The following is a 20,259-nucleotide window of genomic DNA, read 5'->3' as shown; positions in this document are numbered from 1 at the left end:
CTGTTGAAAAGGAGGCGGCAATCAATGATAGATGCCCATATTCATCTTGATCAATACGATGATATAGACCTGAAAATCGAACAGTGGCAGGCTGCGGGGGTGACAGGAGTTGTCGCTGTGTCGACCGATTTGAATTCGAGCTATGACACGCTTGCACTCAAACAAAAGTATCCTGATTTTATTTGGGCCGCAATCGGCTTCCACCCCGAACAACCGCTCCCGCCAGACCAAGATGTAGCTGAATGGCATAGCCTTTTATATCAGGAACGCCGGCTCATCTCAGCAGTGGGTGAAGTTGGACTGCCGTATTACACCCCACATACATCAAATATGGAACAATACATTGAGTTGTTGGACAATATGATGATTACGGCAAAAAAAGAAAATCTTCCCATTGTCCTTCATGCCGTCCACTCCGGTGCACCTGTCGCCTATAAGCTGTTAGTCAAAAATCGAATAAAGAAAGCTCATTTTCATTGGCTGAAAGCACCTGCTTCTATTGTCGAACAAATTACGACGAGCGGATATTATATCTCAGTCACTCCGGAAGTTTGCTACCGGGAGCGGGACGAAATACTTGTTAACCACATTCCGCTGGATAAACTGCTTATTGAAACAGATGGTCCCTGGCCCTTTTCCGGACCGTTTGAACAGATGGAAACCACTCCTCTGCTGCTAAAGGATGCTACTAAAAAAGTAGCCTCCCTAAAAGGAATAGCTCTGAAAGAAACGATAGAAGCATTGACAGCGAACACCTTATCGCTATATGCGAGTGAACAAAAAATTCCCTCCATGTTTAAATGAAGGGAATTTTTTCGGCTCTTTTTTATTTATTATTAAGCGAAGCTAAAATCGGATAAAGCTCTTCTAAGTGGGTAATTTCATAAGTTGGAATGACTTCATTGCGCTCCTTGTCATGGCGGTTGATCCAGACCGATTTGATACCGACACGGGACGCACCAAGGATATCTGTCATTAAGTTATCGCCGACCATCAGCACCTCATCTTTATTAAGTGACATTAATGTTAAGGCATGCTCGAAAATGGAAGGATCCGGCTTTCCTCTGCCAAATGCACCGGAAATAACAATATGGTCAAAATACGGCACAAGCTCAGGCGTGATGTCGAGCTTCGTATTTTGCAAATCAGGAGACCCGTTTGTTAAAAGCAAGAGCTGATATTTCCCCTTTAATTCATCGAGCACGTTGAACGTTTCGTCATAGACGAATGGGCTGTTGCGTCGTTCCTGAGGAAAACGTTCCGCTAACTCAGCGCCAAACTCTGGATCATCAATTCCCAATGCTTTTAAACCTCTTGTCCATGCTTCCTTTCGATAGGCAGGTACAATGTCTTTCATTTTTCGGAAATTCTCATCATCATCCAAAAAATTGCCCCATAGCCCTTCAAATGGGTTAATGCCAATCATCTGGGTGAACTCATATGTTTCATAAGAAGAGTAAAGTTCTCTCGCTTCTTTGCGAACCGCTTCTTCAAGCTCCTCCACATCAATATCATATTTTTCAGCTGCCGCCCGGCACGTTGCCGCGAAGGCTTCCTTTACGCTTCTCTGGTCCCAAAGCAGCGTGTCATCAAGGTCAAAAAAGATTGCTTTAATCATTGCCGAATTCCCCTCATTTCATCTCTAGTTGTTTTCGTAAAAATTTTATTATTCAAACAACAGATTACAAGGAATTGTCCGATAAGTAAATATAAATTCACATAAATCATGTAACGACATAGATATTTTTATCCATGTCGTTACATGATTTATGCATAAGCAGCGGGCAAGTTCCCTTACGGGCTCTTGCCCGCTGCTTATATAAAGACAAATAACCTTCTAGCCAATTCAAGAGGAGAAAAATAAACATGCCAAATACTGTAATGAAATCTAGAACTTTTCCTACCAGTTCAAACTCTCTATGAACTGGCATTTTGTGCATTGACGGGTGTAATGGTTTTGTTCGAATTCATGATCACAATTCAGTTGGAAAATGATGAGTTCTTCATTTAACTGTTCCAGCTTGGCTTCCAACTTTTGTATTTCTGCTTTTAGTTGAATTGCCTGATTCATCCAACCATCTCCTCCTCTACCAGTGGATTTATATATTCTAGAACATTAGACATGGCCGTTCTTTGGTCATGTCTAATGTTCTAAATCGATCTATTATGATAGAGATTATGCCTTGTAGATTTCTCCGCCCGCATGTCTAAATTCATCCGCTTTTTCTTTTAAGCCTTCGTCAATGACAGAATCGATCCCCAGTCCCTTTTCTTTCGCCAAATCGCGAATGTCCTGAGAAATTCTCATGCTGCAAAACTTCGGTCCGCACATCGAACAGAAATGAGCTGTTTTGGCTCCTTCTGCCGGCAATGTTTCATCATGATACTCGACTGCTCTTTCTGGATCAAGAGATAGATTAAACTGATCACGCCAGCGAAACTCGAACCTTGCTTTTGACAGGGCATCATCCCGCTTTTGGGCACCTGGATGGCCTTTGGCAAGGTCAGCAGCATGAGCCGCGATTTTATATGTGATAACCCCTACCCTTACATCCTCTTTATTCGGCAATCCTAAATGTTCTTTCGGTGTTACATAACAAAGCATGGCGGTACCGAACCAGCCGATCATTGCCGCCCCGATGGCAGACGTAATATGGTCATACCCAGGTGCAATATCCGTTGTCAGCGGGCCAAGTGTATAGAACGGTGCCTCATGGCAAATTTCCAGTTGCTTATCCATGTTTTCTTTAATTAAGTGCATCGGAACATGTCCAGGCCCTTCAATCATTACTTGAACATCGTGCTTCCAGGCAATTTTCGTCAGTTCACCCAATGTCTCCAATTCCGCAAACTGCGCTTCATCATTTGCATCGGCAATGGAGCCCGGGCGAAGACCATCTCCTAAAGAAAACGCTACATCATATGCTTTCATGATTTCACAGATTTCTTCAAAATGTGTGTATAAGAAGCTTTCCTTATGATGAGCGAGACACCACTGCGCCATAATGGATCCGCCGCGGGACACAATTCCAGTCACACGCTTTGCTGTCAGCGGAATATAGCGCAATAGAACGCCTGCATGGATCGTAAAGTAATCGACCCCTTGCTCTGCCTGTTCGATTAACGTATCCCGGAACACTTCCCACGTTAAGTCTTCTGCGATCCCATTCACTTTTTCAAGCGCTTGATAAATCGGAACAGTTCCGACCGGCACAGGAGAGTTACGAATAATCCATTCACGGGTTGTATGGATGTTTTTACCTGTAGAGAGATCCATCATCGTATCGGCTCCCCACCTTGTTGCCCATGTCATTTTTTCCACTTCTTCTTCAATAGAGGAAGTGACGGCAGAATTCCCAATATTCGCATTAATTTTCACGTGGAAATTTCGTCCAATAATCATTGGCTCACTTTCAGGGTGATTAATATTAGACGGTATGACGGCACGTCCGCGCGCCACTTCATCTCGAACAAATTCAGGCGAGACATTTTCTCTGATCGCAATGAATTCCATTTCAGGCGTAATAATTCCTTGACGTGCATAGTGCATTTGCGTAACATTTTTCCCCTTCTTCGCACGCATCGGTTTTCGCTTCAATCCTGGAAAGACATCTAAGTTCGCCCGTGGATCGCCGCTCTTATAGCCATTATCTTCAGGCTTTATTTCACGACCTTCGTACTCTTCCACATCTCCGCGTTCCACAATCCAATCGCGTCGTATAGGCTGGAGCCCTTTACGGATATCGATGTCACAGTTGGAATCTGTATATGGGCCGCTTGTGTCATATACCCGTACAGGCGGGTTTTCCTCTTCGCCAAATGAGCCGGTAGTCGGACTCAGTTCGATTTCACGCATTGGAACTTGAATATCCGGTCGGGATCCTTCCACGTATACTTTTTTGCTTCCTGAAAAACTGGACATGATGGAAAGGTTCATGTCATTAACTGATTTGTTTACCATAATTCGTTCTCCCCTTTTTAAGTTAATTAAAAAGGACGAAATCCGACCCACTTACAGCATGAAAAAAGCCAGGTCTTATTTTAAGACCTGGCTGATGTTAGCATAAATATACAATGACGTGACGTCACTATAATAGCAGATTCTAACTTCCCCACGCTGGTATGAACCAGATCAGGTCCTGAGGGTTAAGAAACTTCAGCATGCTTCTCTCTCAGCCCAACTCATTGGACACCCCTAGTTCAAGATATATTGAGTTTTTGAAATTACAAATTTAATATAAACCACATATTTACCGTTGTAAAGGGAATTTTTTCACTCTTTTTTGAAATTCACTCAACTATTGATTGTTTTTTTTCTATAGCAAGATAGATAACTTTAGCAGCTTGTGCCCTCGTAAGAGAATTTTCCGGTTTGAATGTTCGGTCTGGATAGCCGTCTAAAATTCCAGCATCAGAAACAGCCTCCACCAAACCTGGCCGTTTCATTTGATAATAGTCTGTAAATTTCTCTGGACGGCTCACAGAAGATAATTCCAAAGCCCTTCCGATCATGACAGCCATCTCTTCACGGGTAATCGGCACGTTTGAATGGAAGTGTGTACCCACTTCCTCTTTCAGTAACAGGCCGTTTTGGACAGCTGCTTCTATGTATGGATTCGCCCAATCCGCTTTCGGCACATCTGGAAAGGATTGGTGATTGAAGACGAGCTCATACCCCATTGCATTGATGAGGATTTTAGTGAATTGAGCTCTTGTCAACGTATGATTCGGTCTAAATGTACGATCTGAATACCCGGAAACAATATTATTCTGATATAAATTATTAATATAGGTTTCTGCCCAATGTGTATCCGTTACATCCTTGAAATTAACGTAATTTTCATACTCTTTAACCAAAGAGGTTCCTTCATAATAAAAAGCTAAAATATCTTTATATTTTTTTCCCAATTCCGCTGCTTTTTTAGCACCGTATTGACTCATCCCTACACCGTGCCCATCACCGCATCCTTGTAATCGAATCGTACTGCCAGTATTACTTACACGATCCACAAGATAGCTTAAGATGACTCGATTCCCTATAATAGCTCTTATTTTAGATGCGCTCGTATTGGTGAATTGCAACGTTTGCACAGCCAACTTTCCCTCTGAATCTCTTAAATCTTTCACAAGGAATTCCACCGTGATGCTGCCTTTACTGACACGTCCGCCCGATGTTGGTGCATGTAAAGATAGTTGAGGAATGTTCACGATTTTTATCTCTTTATTTGCAAAGCCGTTTTGTTGGAGCCACTTTTTGATGTTGGAAGCAATGACAGTGTCTAACTCCTTAGCCGAAGACCACCAGGTGTCTGATTTGACTAAATCTTTGCCCTCTAAGTCGATTTGCTTTTTGTTGAATGAGGCGCTCCATGTCATTTTTGGGTCGAACGGGTCCTCTTTTATTCTGAAATATGGGACAAAGGTATTTCCCCATGCATTCGCATTAGACTCTGTCTTCCCACCGTTACTTGCAGAGAAGACGGCACTAATCAGTTTACCTTTATATTTCAGCACTTCCCCGGCCGTCTCATCGACAGCTTTCGTACTGTTCGGGTGCCAATTCTTTCCGCCATACACTTGATAATTGATGGTATCATCAATTACTTTATGAATATAGCTCATGGCATATGTTCTCGCTGCTACCGCTTGTACTTTCAATGCTTCGCCATTCCACGTAGCAGGCATTTCATTTGGAACGACCCCTTTTACGTAGTTTTCCATTGAGATAACATTAATCGGTCTTATGTAGATTTTGTTTTCCATAACAAAATGAAAGCTTCCCAAATACGGACGATTATTGATCGCTAACGTATTCTCTGCGGAGGCTGGCTTCACTTCAAAACTCTCAAATTCTTTTAAACGTCGCTTGTCTTCGTATAAAACGATTTTTCCGTTTTCTGATTTCAACGTATACAACACATCGGATTTCAAAGAAATATTCCCATCGCTCACCGCATAATTCCCGGAAGGTTTAAGCGATATTTCGGTTTTGTTGCCCAAATAATTCACTAATTTTACTTGCATGACCGGCTCATAGCCCGCTTCTGTTTTCAAACCTGGAACACTAGTAAAAATAAGAGCGATCACCATTAAATACACAATAAATCTCTTCATCTCTTTCCCATCTTTCTGCCCGCAAATGACATTTTTCTATGAAGTTCTTCCCAATCATCAGCTACAAACATTGCCTCTGAGCCAAGAATGCCTAAAATGAGCACTGCTTTTTAGCAAAGCAAGTCAAAACCACCCGTGATAACGGGTGGTTTGCTCTACGGCTGGAAGCCTTTGTTACTGACCAAACCCTAAAGGGCTACTGAATGGTTCGCCAGTTGTACTACTTCTACTGGCCAGACCTCAAAGGCCTCCTCCTTACTTTCGTTTCTTTTTCTTTACCTCTTCACCTGTAAATGGATCGATGTATTCCATCATACTTAATTGTTCTGCGACTATATCATCTTGTATTTGATTGCGTATATATTCTTCTATCACCTTCTTATTTCTCCCAACGGTATCCACATAATATCCTGTACACCAAAATTTTCGGTTTCCGTATCTATATTTTAAATTTGCGTGACGATCAAAGATCATTAAACTGCTTTTTCCTTTTAAATATCCTACAAATGAAGAGACACTGATCTTAGGCGGAATACTTACCAACATATGTACGTGGTCTTTACACGCTGTTGCTTCGATAATCTCCACACCTTTTCTTTCGCACAAGGTACGTAGTATTTCTCCAATGTCTTTTTTAATTTTCCCATAAATCACTTGTCTTCTATACTTCGGTGCAAATACGATATGATACTTACAATTCCAAGTTGTATGTGCTAAACTATTAGTGTCTTTTTTAGACATAAAAACTCCTCCGTATGCTGATATTTTGGTTGGCGAACCAAAAATATTTTAGCACCACAGGGGAGTTTTTTTAATACCATGCTGTAAGCTTTTTAGAACCCTAGGCCTAGCCTAGGGTTTTCTTTTCGATAAAAAAATAACCCCGCTTTACCGAAAAGCGGGGTTACATATTTACAGAGTCTACAGAGGAATAGAAAACAAGCTTTAGAGTCTCAGAGTGATCCTCTTCGTCCCTTGTTGTTTCCGAGCCTTTTATGGTAGATTTTGCTGTACCCTTCATCTTTCGGCAGCTGGCAGACATAATGTTCATAGAACACCTTAGTCCCTGTAGCTTTGCGTCACGGATTTTCATCCGCTTTGCTTTTATCGAGATTCAGGCGACAGAACGGCCAATTAATCTCTTACTCTTATAATAAAACGCTAGCAGAAAAAGAGAAACACTAAAAAACTTACCTATTATTCCATATTTTTCAGGTTTACTCTCTATAAAAACAGGTAATAGAAAAGAAAAAGCGTATAATATAATTAACCGGCCATGAAGATTATTTTCTTCGATCAAGAGAAAGCGAAGTGAATGACCATCCAAATCTTTTTGTTTTATGATCATCAAATCATCGAAATATGATTAGTATGAATGAAGGAGAGGATTGTTATGTCAACACAAAACAAACAAAAAAACGATTTCCCCCCACAAGGAAAGCTGATTAAGGGGATAGCCGCCCTTGCCTTAGGGACAATCATTACAGGGGGGTTTTTATCCTTTCATCAAGCAGAGGCACAAGAAGCAAACGATAACGTTCTTGCAACTCAAGAGTCTACTAAAGATGTTGTCGGAATAGTAACGAAACATGTTGACAACGATTCCATCGAATTCAACGTAGAAGGGGATGTTAGCATTTATCGCTGCAACGGTGAATTAACATGCCAGGAAGAGATTAATAACTTCAAACTCGGGTCCGGTTTGCTCATACAATTCAGTGAAACAAAGGATCATCAATTTATCATTAAGAACATGGAAGCTTTATATGAACCCGAAACCGACGAAGTGGAGAAAGTAATAGAAGCTGACTATCAATCTATGGTAAATGGCCAAGAGGTCAAAGTTTACATAAACAATCAGCCAAAAATCCTTCCGCTGCAGGAATATCTGCAAGACCAGGATTATGACTCGCAGTTTTCACCTGGTACGAAAGTTACTCTTTTAGTCCGGGAAGATATGGAAGGAAATATGACAGTCGGTGCAATTAATGAGCTTTGAAAAAGAGGTCCCGTCATGAAACCCCTTTAAAAAAGGATTCATTGACGGGTCCTTTCAGTAAATATTAATCTTTTTAGAATATACGGGACAGTCACTTTAAGGTCTTGGTGCGATAAGCCAGGACCCATTTGTACGCCGGCTTTCATTCCTCTGAGTAATATCTTAACTTCTAAAGTCTTACTTCATCTTCCCGTTCAACCCTTCTCAACTCCATTCAAATGTACTCCCATGTCCCCTTTTCTCTTTCATTCTTATAAGCGCCTATATTGAACATAACCGAAACTGATTACGCCTCAGGTCTTAGATTCAATTAATCCTGAAGTTCATGGCAGAAAGAAAGAATTTTATTTATGATGATTTTTGTAAGAAAAAAGCTGAAAAAAGGAATTGAATGAATAATGCCTGCTGGCGAAAAAGAGTAAAACCAAAGAAAGATGTCATCATCAAATTGAAAGAAAGAAGGTATTCCGTTGAAGAATTTTCTCATTATTTTATTGATTATTAGTGGGATAGGCATTGTTATTTTCAACTCAAATGCACCCTCTTGGCTGCCGTTCGGTAAACAACACACACACGCCCCTGTGTCCAAAGAAATCAACATGATCGAAATTGATGTCTCGGGCATGGACACAACCATCATTCCAGAAAAGAGAGAACATGTAACCGCTGAGTTAAAGGGAAAAGGAAAGGTGAAGGTCGAGCAAGATAAAAACAAAATAGAAGTATCTGTCAAACACAAATGGTTCGACTGGTTCTCATTCGGAAAAAAGACTGAACTGAATGTTTATATTCCTGAAGACTACAGCCGGGATATGGAGATTGAGCTTGGTTCCGGAAACTTGACATTCTCTGGTCATTCCAAAAGTCAGCCGATGACTTTAAATGAACTTACAGTAGATATGAGCTCCGGAAATCTCACGCTGAACAATTTATTAGTGAAGCATTTTAAACATGAAGGCTCCTCTGGAAACACCCATGTAGAATCGTTAACGGCAGAAACGGGAACATTTGATATTAGCTCTGGGAACATTAAATTGCGACGCTATACGGGAGCATTGAAAGCTGAATTATCATCTGGAAAGTTAGATGCACAACTGGACGAACTGAAAGATGCGGTTGACATTGGAGTAAGCTCAGGTAAAGTGATACTTGATTTACCTGCAGATGCTGACTTTACTTTAAATGGAAAGATGAGCAGCGGCCGCATTCATTCTAGTTTCCCGCTGAAAAATAAAAAAATGGATGATCAAAACATCATCGCCGGATCCCATGGCTCGGGAAAACACAACCTTGATCTAACTGTATCCAGCGGAAGTATCGATATTCATTAATGGTTTTGCCAAGTAATCAAGCAGCATACGTAAAAGACCCATTCTCATTTCAAACAATTTTGGCCCCCTCATTCCAAAGAGAAAATTCGAATGAAGGGGCCAAAATCGACCTCAATATTTAAAAGAAAAAATCCGTTATCTATGGCAGATGGGCCACCTTCCCAACTGCAGCGATTCATTCGACAACCTTTGGATAAGTGACGAACTGAAAGATTATTGCTGCGTCAATACTAATGGACCTTCCTTCGTAATCGCGATTGTATGTTCATACTGAGCGGACAGCTTTCCGTCAGCGGTTCTTGCTGTCCATCCATTGGCATCCATTTTACTTTTCCATGTTCCAACATTCAGCATTGGTTCGATGGTAATAACCATCCCTTCTTTTAAGCGCATTCCTTTACCAGGTTTGCCATAATGCAGAACAGTGGGATCTTCGTGCATTGTTTTGCCGATGCCATGTCCCGTAAATTCCCTCACAACCGAGAACTTTTCCGCTTCTGCATAACTTTGGATCGCATGGCCGATATCACCGAGTCTATTTCCGGCCACTGCTTGTTCAATCCCTTTATAAAGAGCATTTTCCGTCACCGTTAATAATTTTTGGGCTTCTGCCGAAATATGGCCCACCGTATGTGTCCAGGCGGAGTCGGCAAGCCCTCCTTTTAGGTTTACGACCATGTCAATCGTGACAATGTCACCTTCTTTAAGCGGTTTGTCACTTGGAAAGCCATGGCATATTTCATCATTGACAGAAGCACACGTCGCATATGGAAAACCGTGATAACCCTTCTGCTCTGGTGTAGCACCGTGTCTCTCCAAATAATTTTCCACAAATTGATCGATTTCCAATGTCGTGATACCGGGTTTAATGATTTTGGCAATTTCTTTATGGCAGGAAGCCAATAGCTTCCCTGCTTCATGCATTAACTGGATTTCTCTTTCACTTTTTATTGTAATCATCGATGGTCTCTCCTAATGTTGTTGAATGACCACTTCATCTCTGCTATTCAATGGACCAGCTTTATGTCTCCCCTGTTTCGGGACTGCAGTATCTTTTCAACAACCAATTTTGCATTCTGTCTTTATTATACACATTGAATCTTATTTATTTAAAGAAAATGACTTCCAGCCTATTTAGCATATAACAGGAAGCCTTATGTATAAGACGAAATAGAGGACCCGTCTTGAAACTCCTTTAAAAAAGAATTCATTGACGGGTCCTCTCAGCAGATTCATTTAAGCGTTCTTTTAAAAGCTTCTATATTTTACTTCTCTCCTGTAAATGTGATTCCTTTTACAAAATAGCGGTTAAAGAACGCATATAAAATCAAGACAGGCATTGTAAAGACCATTGAGGCTGCCATAATATAGTTCCAGTAACTGATAAACTGTCCTTTAAATGTATTCAGGCCCAGCGGCAATGTGAACATCTCCACATCTGACATGACAATGAGCGGCCTCATAAAATCATTCCAGAAACCCATAAATACAAAAATCGCTTGTGCCGCTAAAGCAGGCTTCGCCAATGGCAAGACGATTCGAAAAAATGTTCCGAGTCTCGTTAGTCCATCCAATGATGCAGCTTCTTCCAATTCTTTCGGGAAGTTGAGGAAAAATTGGCGCATCATAAAAATGAACGTAGCATTGATCATTGATGGAACAATCATCCCTTGATATGTATTCAACCATCCAAGAGTTTTCAGAATCAAGAAATTCGGTATCATCGTCACCTGTGCCGGAATCATAAGAACCGCCAAAATAATGATAAATAAACTTTTCTTTCCGGGGAAGCTTAATCGTGCCAGAGCATAACCTGCCATAGAATTAAATAAGAGATTCAATATCGTTCCTACAACAGCAATAAATAGACTATTAAACAACCATCGCGGAAAATATTCTTGTTGTATAAAAATTTGTTTATAGTTATCAAGCGTAAAATCCTTCGGCCAAAAATTAATCGTTCCTTGCACAATCTCCTCTAAAGTTTTAAAGGAAGATGAAACCGCCCATAAAAACGGGATGAGTGTGGCAATGGCATACAAGACAAGAACGGTATATAAAATGACTTTTCCAGCTCCGTTTTTCTTCATTCTGTTTCCCTCCTAATGTAAGTTCTCTTCCTTTGAAAACTTTCGTTGCAACAGGGTGGCGATAAGAATAACAATAGCCAATGCAAGAGCCATTGCTGCGGCATATCCCATTGTTCCTAAATTTTTGAAAGCATATTGATAGATAAGGAGAACAACGGTTAATGTGGAGTTGTTCGGGCCTCCTGTGCCTTTAGAGAAAATGTACGATTGATCAAATAACTGGAATGTTCCAATAAGCCCCATAATCACGACGAACGATGTAACAGGCTTCAATTGCGGGACCGTAACATACCAAAACTTCTGCCAAAAGTTAGCTCCATCAATTTTCGCTGCCTCGTAAACAGTGTCTGGAATATCTTGTAAAGCTGCCAAATAAATAGTCATAAAGAAAGGAGCCGTCGACCAAATATTCATGATCATAATGGCAGGCAAGGCTGCATTAGGATCTCCAAGCCAGTTGTAACCGGGCAGACCCATCATGCCTAACAACTTATTAATTAAGCCGTTTTGATTATACATCCACATAAAAATGAGTGTTAGTACAGCAGAAGACGTTAAAGTAGGCAAAAAGTAAACAATGCGGAAGAACTTCTCCCCCTTTAATCCTGCATTTAAAGTAGCTGCCAAGACCAAGGCCAAAAGAGTTTGAGCAGGGACCACAATCACTACATACTTTACCGTGTTCCAAAGAGCGATTTTCGCCCGTTCATCTTCCATCAGTTTGATAAAATTATCCAATCCCCTAAAATCATAAGATGAACCACCCAACAGTTCTACCTTATGAAAAGATAAGAAAACAGCATAGAGAATGGGGGCAATGATAAAAACGGCCAATACAAAGATGGCAGGCAGCATAAACGTGTATCCCTGTCCAATCTCATAAAAGGTATATTTTTTTTTCTCTTTGTTCATATTTATCAGCTCCATTGTCCTGTGTGGTGCAGTGAAGTAGAAAAAAGAATTATGTAGTAGCTGTTCCATAGGTCCTAAGCGAACTATCAAAAAATTTTACTGAAAGAGCTCGTCCTTAATCCTTGATTTCACCAGATTTTTATAACGACTCCTTTCAGGAGGATGACAAGTATGGTTTTTATGCCTTTTAGGTCATCCTCTTACTACATATTCTCATTCATTAATTCGGATTTCCTTGTTTGCTTGTTTTTGAGCTTTTTCCAATGCCCCTCTTAATGACTGCTGCCCTAAGAAAGCGCTTAAAAATTGATTATTAAAATTTGTTAAAGCAATAGGTAAGTAAGGACCATCCTGCCATACCGTTGCATAGGAAGCCCCTGCCACTAACGCCCCGCGCAGAGGGTCATCTGCAAATTCAAGCTCCTTGGCTACCGATTTTCGAGTCGGCAGCGCATACCCTTTGCTCGTCCATGTTTTCATTCCTTCTTTCCCCGTTAAATATTCAATCAATCTCCATGCCGCCTCTTTATGTTTCGTTTCTTTATTCATCACATAGGCAACGGTAAAAGCCATTGTATCCTTCTTTCCTGCAACGGTCGGTACCTCTGCTGTCCCGTAGGAGATATTTGGAAATGTATCTCCTAAATATGGGATGGCCCAATTCCCTTCTAAAACCATGGCTGCCTTTCCTTGCCCGAACATTTCAATTCCAGAATCTGCCCCGACCTCGTTTGGCTGTGCGGCCGATTTATCTTTCAACCGCATGTCGAGGATGGATTGCAGACCTTCTGTCACTTCTTTGCTCGCAAAGCTCGCTTTGTTATCTGTCATGACCTGTCCGCCTTTTGACTCTGCCAAATAGTACAATCTCGCTAATTCAGGCATGACGCCAAAACCGTAGACGCCAGCTTTCGTCAGCTTTTTGGCTGCTTCCTGCAGCTCACTCCACGTTTTTGGCACCTCTACTCCTGCTTCCTCGAACATTTCTTTATTATAGAAGAGCGCAAGTGTGGAATAGTCTTTCGGAAAACCATATGTTTTCCCATTCTGCTGAAAAGCTTGCAGAAGCGGCTTTTCAAAATCCGCCGTATCAAAATCCTTTTTCACGTATTTGTCCAGCGGCTCGAGTACTCCCGCGTCAATTAAACCGGGAGCCTCGAATGCATCGAGATAGAAAACATCTGCCGCTGTCCCGCCAATCAAACGTGTTTTCAAAACGTCCATATATTGATCGGCAATGACATCATGCTTTACTTTTATATCTGGATTTTCCTTTTCAAAATCACGAATGGTTTGTTGAAGCAATTTCGTTTCAGTAGGATTTCCTCCCCATCCGCTTAACACAATTTCCGTTTTTCCGTCTGCTGTCTTCGAACTCTCCTCCTGGCTGCACCCCGCAACAACGGAAGTGGAAAAAAGGGTGACAGCCAAAAACGATTTAAACCACTTTTTCATTGCGACTCCCCCAGTTTGGCATTATCTCGTTACAATCTCATAACCAGTCGTATTCTCCGTAATATTTATTGTAACCTCGTTGTTTTCTCTCCTCACAGTAAGGGACAGCTTGCCGCTTCCAACGGCGATTCCTTCTAAAGAAAGTTCATTCATGAACGGCAGCAGCTGCGGGCGAATATGGATTTGTTTTTTCATGCTGTTCGGAAACATTCCTAAGATGGATTGAACGAACAATAATGGTGTTCCCGCTGCCCATGCTTGCGGTGAGCACGCAACCGGATATAAAACTGGCTTCCCTTGCTCTTTGGAATAGCCGCAGAACAGCTCTGGAAGACGATCATATTCAAAATGGACAGAGGCATCGATGAGTCCTTGAATCACCTCATTAGCCTCTTCCTGTTTTCCTACTTTACTTAATCCAAGTACAATCAGACTGTTATCATGCGGCCAAATGCTGCCGTCATGATAGCTCATCGGATTGTAGCCGGCTTCATTCTCTCCCATCGTACGGATGCCGTAACCTGAAAACATTTTAGAAGAGAGAAGTGTCTTTGAAACAGCCTCTACCCGCTCAGAAGAAAGCATACCGGACATTAAAAGGTGGCCTGGATTTGAAGTAATCGTCCCTACTTGCTGCTTGTTGCCGTCAAGGGCAATCGCATAGAATAACACATCGTCCATCCAAAACTCTTGATTGAATTTATCCTGCAATGCCTCGGCTTCACCCCTAAGAACCGCTGCTTCTTCCGTACGGCCCGCTGCTTCATAAATATCCGCTAAACCAGTCTTTGCTTGATACACGTAACCCTGTACTTCCGATAGGGCAATCGGTGTATCGGCATAGTCACCGCTGCGGTGAACAATTGAATCACCAGAATCTTTCCATCCTTGGTTAGCAATCCCCTTACTTGACTCCTGGTGATATTCCAAAAACAAATCTCCATCCCTATCTCCATACTCGTTGATCCAATTTAAAGCCGCATCGATATTTTTCTGCAATTGCCCAACAATCTCGTAATCTCCCGTCCATTTGACATATTCAACAAGGAGAACTAAAAACAATGGTGTCGCATCAATGGTTCCGTAATAAGGCGTGAACGGAATCTGGTTCGTGTTGGCCAACTCTCCAAAGCGAATTTCATGCATGATCTTTCCAGGCTGCTCATCGCGCCATGCATCTTTATTTTCACCTTGGTAATGAGCCATAGTAATCAATGTTCCTTTTGCGACTTCCGAATTGAACGGAAGCATTTGCAGGGCTGCAATTAAGCTGTCACGCCCGAATGGGACACCGAACCAAGGTAGACCCGCTACTGGAAACTGTCCGTATCCAACATCTGTCAATAAAACCCGCAAATCCGTTATTCCTCTTTTTACTAGCCTCTCAAGGGGCTTGTAATCGGTTTGGATGATTGGAACGTTCTCTTCCCACGTTTTATAAGAGGTTGTCAACTTTTCTAATGCTTGTTTGAATGGAAGAACTTCTTGTTTTCTTTCCTCTCCAATTTGAGGTACAACCGTTATAATGACTCTGTCTTCTTCATTATAATTTAAAGAAAAATGGAACGTTATATGATTGTCTTCCGCTCTCTTTGCTTCTTTATCCCATGTAATATGAGTATAGCGATTGATTTCATCAGCCCCCATATATGCTAATGACAATGCATGATGTTCCAGCTTTTGCCCGGTACGCTGCCCTGCTTTGCCCGTTTGAAAGCCGCGAACAATGAACATATCCTGAAAATCTGCATCCACTTCCATTTCCAATTCGAAACTAACCGGTTTCGGATAATAGTTTTTTACACTTAATTCCTCATATAACACATCATCATAAATAAAACGCTTACGCTGGATTTGCACCGATTCTCTCCACAAAATTAATTCTCCATCTTCTTCCATGTGAGGATTGGTGAGAAGAATCGTGGTCAAATGATTTTGATCCGCATCTGACGACAAAAGCACCGGATCCTTTCCATTTATCCTTACATCCCATTTACTTAAAAACCTTGTATCCTTTGTATATAACCCAAGGCCGTATGGATGATTTTCCGGAATATTTCCACTTTTATCCGTTAATAAAAATAAATCGTTTTCTTTCATCACTCGATAATCCATTTTCATTCCTCCATTTTTATATATCCGAAACGTTTCGGATAAAGGGTAAAAAAAGATTTAACTTCCTGCCGAAAAGCAGGAAAGTTAAACATTTTAAATGCGGGCACAGGATTTCCTTTGTACAAGTTGAGTTTCTAGTATACGATGGCGCTTCTTCGCTTTTCCCTCAAGCATATTAATCAATAAATCTGCAGCTTCATAGCCCATTTCAAACATATCTTGGTTAATGGTTGTCAAAGGCGGAGTGACGTAGGAAGCAAGCAAAATGTCATCATAGCCAATAATCGAGATATCGTTCGGGACAGCGAGGCCTTTCTCTTGGCAAGCTTTTAGCGCTCCTAATGCCATCAAATCACTGGCACAGAAGATGGCTGAAATCTCTGGGAAGGAAGACAATAAAGATGAAACAGCTTCCTTTGCCTTTTCTTCTTTAAACTCCCCATCTGCAATCCAATTTCTTTGCACTTTGATTTCATTTTCTTTTAGAGCTTTCTCATATCCTTTTAACCGCTGCTTACTAACAAAAGCCTGGTCAGAGCCATTTACCATGGCAATGTTTCGATGACCTAATTCAATAAGGTGTTCCACCGCTTTTTTAGCTCCCAGCACATTGTCTGTAGTAACATACCCCACCGTATTTGTTTCTACCGGAATATCTACTAACACACACGGTATATCGCTCTCCATTACTTCCTTCAAATACGGATCATCCAATTTAATTCCTTGGATGATAGCACCGTCTACCTTCCGCTCTCGGCAAAGCTGTGTATACGTTTTTTCTCTTTGGCGCGAGGAATCTGTATTAAACAAAATCAAATCATAATCTCTGACGGAAACACATTCATTAATTCCGCTTAACACCTGAAACGTAAGGTTATCCTTTACGCTTTCTCGATTCATGCCCGACACAAGCAGCCCAATCGTTTGAGATTTCTTCATTACAAGTCCTCGAGCCAGCGTATTCGGACTGTAATTCAGTTGTTTAGCCACTTCGATGATTTTCTTTCGTGTTTCTTCATTTACATCAGAGTAGCCGTTTAACGCTCTCGAAACAGTCGTAACAGAAACACCTGCCACTTTTGAAATATCTTTAATAGTAGTCAAGATCCCTTCCTCCAAAACGTTTCGGATAATCTTATGAACCTTACTTTACAAGATTTAGAAACCGATTTCAAGTTTTTTTTTTCATAAACCACTTTTTCATCATTTATTGCGGCAGCTTGAACTAGAAATATATCCATAAAATGGACTGTCCCATAAGCCTGAAATCATCTACAAAACCGATTTTTAATGATAATGAGCCAAAAAGTCTGCGTTTTGACCTTTTGACTCATCTTCGCTTTCCCTTATTCTTTATTTCCTGTTTTATCTAATGTAACCACCGCTTCGCCTGAAGCCGTTTGATGGCCCGTTTCTTTCGTTTTCTTTTCAAACTTTTCACTAAAATACGACCAGTATCCAATTGCAATAAAACCAGCAATACCGGCTAAAGCTAAAATGACCTCTATAAAAAGATTCATTTTTTTGCCTCCTTTTAGTCACCATAATTTTCGTTGTCAGAAGTTAAAACTCAACTTTTTCCGGTTACATTTTTAGTAAAATGAATTATAGTAAATATATGTAAAATAATTCCTTGAGCAATTTACGGAGGTAAGAATGAATTTCTCTAAAGTCTTAACTGTCCTTTTATTGGCTTTATATTTAACATCCTGCAGTAACCATAAATTTGTTGAATCTTCTGTTGATCCCTCTTTTCCAGTTCCTGAAAAAGCAGAATTAATTATGAAGGAGCCAAGCGAAGAGGCAAAACATATCGAAAAATTTGCCAAGTATAAACAAAAAAACGTACAAAATGGTACCCATTTATATGAAAACTTTGAAGAAGAAATTAAGGCAAAAGGATGGAAAGAAATAAAAACCGTTGAGTCTCCTAAAATCAGAGGTTTCCAAAAAGGAGATAAAATTATCTACCTAACCGCCAATAGAGACAATTTTCAGCTCATAAAGTTAAAAGATAATACCCAATGGTTAGAGTAAAAACTACCAGGTAATCATGTATATACTATACAAAAGTTTACATAACAGTTCTTAGCTACAATCAACAAAGCCTCAGATTCCTAGAATTTGAGGCTTTCACGTAAGAATAAGGGAGATATAGTCTATAGACATAAAAAACGCCTTATATACAAATATAAGACGTTTAAACCTATTCCACTGTTTAGATCCCCATAAATGAGGATTATCGGCAGTTAGTCCGCTAATGCTATCTGTTCATTTCTGAATGTATGTTTCTATCTAAATTCATACATTCGATAAAATGAAAAAGCCACCTAAATAGGCAGCTCACTATAGTTTAGCCTTTTTATGAACTTTTAACTGAAATCTTTTTGGTATAGTCTGAAAGCACTTATTGCACCTACAAGGAATACAATCGCTTGGAATAATAATAAGAACTGGCGAAAATGGTGGATATTACCGTCAACTAATGAAATAAAAAAACCAGTCATAATCAATTGAGTAGTAAACATGCTAGAAATGATTTTTAAATATATGGCATTCGTTCTTTCGTCCGGTTTACCAAACTTCTTTCCTATAAAAAATAGAACTATATAAGTTGAATTTATCTTTTACAATCGAATGCACAATCGATCAATCACTTTTCTAGGTGAGTCATTTAACTCACGAATAAAAGCTTGCACATTTCTTCGGATCTCTTTAACAGAGGAATAAAAAAGGTTATTAATCACGTCTGATTTGAGCCATTTCCATAATCCTTCAATGAGATTTAACTCAGGACTGTAAGGTGGTAAAAAGACCAATTCTAACCGATGTTGGTGGTTACGTAAAAAAGGTTCAATCAGCTTCGCATGATGAATACGGGCATTATCTAACACCATGACAATTTTCCCGGTTGGATCATGTTTCAATACCTTTTGAAGAAAACGAAGAAACGCTTCGGCATCGTATCGTTCTTCTTCTACACAAAACACATCCCCCGTTTCATCATTAAGTGTACCGATGAGTTTGACACCCTGGTGCTTTCCATAAATCGGAATGATTCGCTGCTTGCCTTTTAAAAACCATGTGTATTGAAGAGCTTGGTAATCCCGAATCATCGACTCATCTTGAAAGAGAAGATGGTCAATCTCCTCATTTAAGAGTTTTTTTATAGGCAGGGAACGTCTCTTCCACAAACTCTTTTTGTTTCAACGGATCCGCTTTTGCCAGCGTATAAGTCGGTTTAGTATAACTAAGGTCTAAATCGTGTAAAAGTCGAGAAACACCACGAAGAGTATACGGTTGGTTCCATGTTTTCTCGATAAATGAAGCAATGATCTTTAACGTCCAATTATACTTAGCTGGGAAGCCAACATCCACGGGAAGTTTGGTCGCAATCACTTGAGCCAATTCCTGTTCTTGTTCGGGTGTTAATTTGCGTGGCGCTCCAGGTGATTGTCCCATGTTTAAGCCATCTAGTCCTTTTTCTTCGTAGGCATTCACATAGTTATAGATGGTTTTTTCGGAACGCCCAATCATGGTTGTGATGTCTTTTTTAGAGTAGCCTTGTAAATAAAAGTAGATCGCTTGATAACGTTCATACATTCGTTTATCTTTGGTCGTTTTCATCGCGGTAAGCAGGGGTGTGATTTCATGTTGACGTGAATGAGTCATCTAGTTCCTCTCTGTTCGTTGGTAAGTGTTACCCTTATACTTCAACAGAGAGTGATTGTAATCCTTTAATTCGACTTATATAGTTCTATCCCTATTTCTACAAGAAGATCCGTATCAAATATCGTCGTGGCACATCCTGTATCTAATAGTACATTTTCCAATATCATTGTTTTTTCAGCGTGTGTTATTTCTATCGCGGCGATGGGAAGGCCATTCTCTAATCTTACTTTCATACTCGGCCCCGGACACCAATAAAGTGTTGCTCTTCCACTTCAATTTGTTCTTTGCTTGTATGGAAAATGTATAATTCTCTCTCAGGTAGTTCACGATGCAGCTTTTTATAACCACTCCATGCTGAATTTGAACTGGTATGTTCCTCTAAGACAGACATTTCTTCAATGATTCGTTTATTTTCTTTTGAGTAAGCAGAGACAGCTTCCACTAATACAAACTTGTCAGGATACCGTTTTCTTATTTCCGTCCACTTCAAAATCACTATCTCCTCAAATGTTCTTACACTTATCTTAACATACTACATACAACTTTATAAAAGAGGCCTTTTTATTCAATT

19 protein-coding genes and 2 riboswitches are annotated in these 20,259 nt (G+C 40.4%); of the genes, 4 read left to right on the top strand and 15 right to left on the bottom strand.

Annotated features, from left to right (window positions below):
• Window positions 1-24 precede the first annotated feature (24 nt).
• Window positions 25-804, top strand: coding sequence for a TatD family hydrolase (locus BK575_RS08210; protein ID WP_078409940.1), 780 nt, complete (start codon window positions 25-27; stop codon window positions 802-804).
• Window positions 805-826: 22 nt separating this feature from the next.
• Here BK575_RS08210 and BK575_RS08205 read toward each other — a convergent pair whose 3' ends face one another.
• The 5 genes from BK575_RS08205 to tnpA form a co-directional block, all read right to left on the bottom strand.
• Window positions 827-1,618: an HAD family hydrolase gene (locus BK575_RS08205; RefSeq protein WP_078409938.1), complete on the bottom strand. Its 792-nt coding sequence runs from the start codon at window positions 1,616-1,618 to the stop codon at window positions 827-829.
• Between the two features lie 282 nt (window positions 1,619-1,900).
• Window positions 1,901-2,071 carry a hypothetical protein gene (locus BK575_RS28445; RefSeq protein WP_169907657.1) on the bottom strand — a complete coding sequence of 57 codons (171 nt, stop codon included), beginning with the start codon at window positions 2,069-2,071 and terminating at the stop codon, window positions 1,901-1,903.
• Between the two features lie 105 nt (window positions 2,072-2,176).
• Window positions 2,177-3,961, bottom strand: coding sequence for a phosphomethylpyrimidine synthase ThiC (gene thiC / locus BK575_RS08200; RefSeq protein ID WP_078409937.1), 1,785 nt, complete (start codon window positions 3,959-3,961; stop codon window positions 2,177-2,179).
• Between the two features lie 131 nt (window positions 3,962-4,092).
• Window positions 4,093-4,207: riboswitch (TPP riboswitch) on the bottom strand.
• 83 nt (window positions 4,208-4,290) lie between these two features.
• Entirely contained in the window at window positions 4,291-6,114 is a 1,824-nt protein-coding gene (locus BK575_RS08195) for a SpoIID/LytB domain-containing protein (RefSeq protein WP_078409936.1), read from the bottom strand.
• Between the two features lie 255 nt (window positions 6,115-6,369).
• Entirely contained in the window at window positions 6,370-6,855 is a 486-nt protein-coding gene (gene tnpA, locus BK575_RS08190) for an IS200/IS605 family transposase (RefSeq protein ID WP_078409725.1), read from the bottom strand.
• A 282-nt stretch (window positions 6,856-7,137) separates the two neighbouring features.
• A riboswitch (cyclic di-GMP riboswitch) is annotated at window positions 7,138-7,227 on the bottom strand.
• Between the two features lie 280 nt (window positions 7,228-7,507).
• On the opposite strand from tnpA, the gene BK575_RS08185 reads away from it, so the two are divergent.
• Both BK575_RS08185 and liaG read left to right on the top strand, forming a co-directional pair.
• A complete protein-coding gene (locus BK575_RS08185) occupies window positions 7,508-8,113 on the top strand; it encodes a hypothetical protein (protein WP_078409935.1) in 606 nt (201 codons plus the stop codon).
• A 470-nt stretch (window positions 8,114-8,583) separates the two neighbouring features.
• Complete coding sequence (gene liaG, locus BK575_RS08180) at window positions 8,584-9,444, top strand: LiaG family protein (RefSeq protein WP_078409934.1); 861 nt, start codon at window positions 8,584-8,586, stop codon at window positions 9,442-9,444.
• A gap of 213 nt (window positions 9,445-9,657) precedes the next feature.
• Here the strand turns inward: liaG and map are convergent, their stop codons facing one another.
• The 7 genes from map to BK575_RS28440 form a co-directional block, all read right to left on the bottom strand.
• The gene (gene map / locus BK575_RS08175) at window positions 9,658-10,404 is read right to left on the bottom strand and encodes a type I methionyl aminopeptidase (RefSeq protein WP_078409933.1); all 747 of its coding nucleotides are present in this window, start codon (window positions 10,402-10,404) and stop codon (window positions 9,658-9,660) included.
• A 305-nt stretch (window positions 10,405-10,709) separates the two neighbouring features.
• The gene (locus BK575_RS08170) at window positions 10,710-11,534 is read right to left on the bottom strand and encodes a carbohydrate ABC transporter permease (protein WP_078409932.1); all 825 of its coding nucleotides are present in this window, start codon (window positions 11,532-11,534) and stop codon (window positions 10,710-10,712) included.
• Between the two features lie 12 nt (window positions 11,535-11,546).
• Window positions 11,547-12,446, bottom strand: a complete 900-nt coding sequence (locus tag BK575_RS08165) for a carbohydrate ABC transporter permease (RefSeq protein WP_078409931.1) — start codon at window positions 12,444-12,446, stop codon at window positions 11,547-11,549.
• Window positions 12,447-12,659: 213 nt separating this feature from the next.
• Window positions 12,660-13,901 carry an ABC transporter substrate-binding protein gene (locus BK575_RS08160; RefSeq protein ID WP_078409930.1) on the bottom strand — a complete coding sequence of 414 codons (1,242 nt, stop codon included), beginning with the start codon at window positions 13,899-13,901 and terminating at the stop codon, window positions 12,660-12,662.
• A gap of 21 nt (window positions 13,902-13,922) precedes the next feature.
• Window positions 13,923-16,016, bottom strand: coding sequence for an amylo-alpha-1,6-glucosidase (locus BK575_RS08155; protein ID WP_078409929.1), 2,094 nt, complete (start codon window positions 16,014-16,016; stop codon window positions 13,923-13,925).
• 93 nt (window positions 16,017-16,109) lie between these two features.
• A complete protein-coding gene (locus BK575_RS08150; RefSeq protein ID WP_078409928.1) occupies window positions 16,110-17,120 on the bottom strand; it encodes a LacI family DNA-binding transcriptional regulator in 1,011 nt (336 codons plus the stop codon).
• A gap of 242 nt (window positions 17,121-17,362) precedes the next feature.
• Entirely contained in the window at window positions 17,363-17,536 is a 174-nt protein-coding gene (locus tag BK575_RS28440) for a hypothetical protein (protein ID WP_169907655.1), read from the bottom strand.
• Between the two features lie 136 nt (window positions 17,537-17,672).
• On the opposite strand from BK575_RS28440, the gene BK575_RS08145 reads away from it, so the two are divergent.
• Window positions 17,673-18,053, top strand: a complete 381-nt coding sequence (locus BK575_RS08145) for a hypothetical protein (RefSeq protein WP_078409927.1) — start codon at window positions 17,673-17,675, stop codon at window positions 18,051-18,053.
• 590 nt (window positions 18,054-18,643) lie between these two features.
• On the opposite strand, the gene BK575_RS08135 is transcribed toward BK575_RS08145, so the two are convergent.
• From BK575_RS08135 to BK575_RS08130, 3 genes are all read right to left on the bottom strand, one after another.
• Window positions 18,644-19,688 (bottom strand): IS630 family transposase gene (locus BK575_RS08135; RefSeq protein ID WP_139367996.1). Its coding sequence is split into 2 segments (ribosomal slippage): window positions 18,644-19,189 and window positions 19,191-19,688, totalling 1,044 coding nucleotides; the frame shifts between segments, so codons are not numbered across the junction.
• A gap of 65 nt (window positions 19,689-19,753) precedes the next feature.
• Entirely contained in the window at window positions 19,754-19,921 is a 168-nt protein-coding gene (locus tag BK575_RS28435; RefSeq protein WP_169907653.1) for a hypothetical protein, read from the bottom strand.
• Window positions 19,918-20,184, bottom strand: a complete 267-nt coding sequence (locus BK575_RS08130) for a hypothetical protein (protein WP_407984340.1) — start codon at window positions 20,182-20,184, stop codon at window positions 19,918-19,920. Before BK575_RS08130 ends, BK575_RS28435 begins: the two co-directional genes overlap by 4 nt.
• Window positions 20,185-20,259: the final 75 nt, after the last annotated feature.

It is taken from the genome of Priestia abyssalis, assembly GCF_002019595.1.
Classification (GTDB): Bacteria; Bacillota; Bacilli; order Bacillales; family Bacillaceae_H; genus Bacillus_BA; species Bacillus_BA abyssalis.
This window is presented reverse-complemented; position numbering and strand designations above follow the sequence as displayed.